General features: G+C 72.4%; 2 protein-coding genes. One reads left to right on the top strand and one right to left on the bottom strand.

Features of this window, described 5'->3' with window-relative positions:
• Nucleotides 1-691: 691 nt before the first annotated feature.
• Complete coding sequence (locus tag AB0C29_RS47240; protein WP_360834763.1) at nt 692-1,300, top strand: response regulator transcription factor; 609 nt, start codon at nt 692-694, stop codon at nt 1,298-1,300.
• Here AB0C29_RS47240 and AB0C29_RS47235 read toward each other — a convergent pair.
• Nucleotides 1,220-1,654 (bottom strand): ATP-binding cassette domain-containing protein (locus AB0C29_RS47235; protein ID WP_360834761.1); only part of this gene is annotated, 435 nt, incomplete at its 5' end. The two genes, AB0C29_RS47240 and AB0C29_RS47235, sit on opposite strands and share 81 nt — an antisense overlap.

Below are 1,654 nucleotides of genomic sequence, written 5' to 3'. Positions count from 1 at the left end.
CTGCCCGCCCCGCCTGCGCTGCCGAAACTCCCTCCAGCGCCCACCCTGCCGCCCACACCGGTCGCCCCTGCACTCCCAACGGCGCCCGCAACACCGGCAGGCCCGCATCTCCCCGCGAACCCCGGGCCGCCCCCGGCCCAAGAGCAGCTCCAGGCGCAAACCACCACCCGCGAGCCGCGACAACAAGCCGCTCTCATCCGGACCCCGGCCCACCCGGCGCCGCCCCTGTCGCAGACCGGCCCGATGCCCGCCCTCGACCTGCGTGACGCACCAACCCCGACCACAGTCGACCACGGCGGGCACGCCAAGCCTCACGCCTCAAACTTCCCCACCCCGCCGCCCGCCCCACCGCACCAGCCATCTGACTCCGCCGGCACGGGCCACGCCCGCGATTCCGGCGGGACCGGCTCGCCCACGACGGGTACCGTCCCGTCGTTCTGGCGCCCCGAGATCGCCACCGGCAGCCTTTCCGCAGCCGGTGACACCTCCGCCCACGGGCGGACCGTCCGCTACAGCGGACCTCCCAGCTGATCGCTCTCCCTCCGGGGACAGGAAACAGGCCACGCCGGTCCGAAGACGGACCCGCGATCGGCCGTCCGCCGGCTTCCGTGCTCCGCCCGCCACCGTGGCCGAGCCCGCTCAGTTGCCGGCGTTCCCACCGCGAAGCTTTGACCCTGGCTGGGAGGCCGTTGTGATCCGCATTCTGCTCGTCGAACCCGTCAATCTGCTGCGTGGCGCTCTCGCCGCGACCCTGTCGCTGGAGGAGGATTTCGAGGTGGTCGCCGATCTGGGCTGCCTCGACGAGGCGTTGGACATGGCGCGGGCCGTTCCGCCGGATGTTGCTGTTGTCAACGTTGAGCTGCTGGCTGATGACGGGCTCCGTACCATCGATCGGCTGACCGCTGAGCAGCCGCGGTGCGCCACGCTGGTGCTGGCCGGTCCGGATGCTCCGGGGCGGCTCAGCCGGGCTTTGGACGTTCATGTCCGGGGTGTTGTCGGCACTCAGGCCGCGCCGTGTGAGCTGGTTCGGGGTATCCGGCAGCTGGCTCGTGGCGAACGGGTGATCGACGCCAGCCTGGCCGTGGCCATGGTGGCCGCGCCGCGTAGTCCGTTGTCGTCGCGGGAGCTGGACGTGCTCAGCGTTGTGGCTTCCGGGGTGCCTTCGGAGGAGGTTGCGGCGAAGCTGCACCTGACGCCGGGGACCGTCCGGAACTACATCTCAGCGGTTCTCCGCAAGACCGGCGCGCGCAACCGGTTGGAGGCCGTCCGGCTGGCTGAGGAGGCGGGCTGGTTCCGGTGACGGTACGTCCCAGTGGCCGGCGATCTCGCGGTACAGCGGTGAGCTGAGCCGCAGCGACCTGTCCGTTCCCAAGGTCGCCTCCTTGCCGTCCAGCAGCAGGATGCGGCGGGCCCGTACGGCGGAGCTGACCCGGTGGGCGACCACCACCAGGGCGCCGGGGCGGTCGGCGAAGGCCCGTTCGGCGCGGGCCTCGCCGGCCGCGTCGAGGTGGCACGTGGCTTCGTCGAGGAGCACGAGCCGGGCCGGGGAGAGGTACGCCCGGGCCAGCGCGACGAGTTGCCGTTCGCCCGCCGACATCACGTCGGGGGTGATCGGCGCCTCGTAGCCGCCGAGGCGTGCCACCAGGTCGTCCGC

Source organism: Actinoplanes sp. NPDC048791 (assembly GCF_040650095.1).
Taxonomy (GTDB): domain Bacteria; phylum Actinomycetota; class Actinomycetes; order Mycobacteriales; family Micromonosporaceae; genus Actinoplanes.
This window is presented reverse-complemented; position numbering and strand designations above follow the sequence as displayed.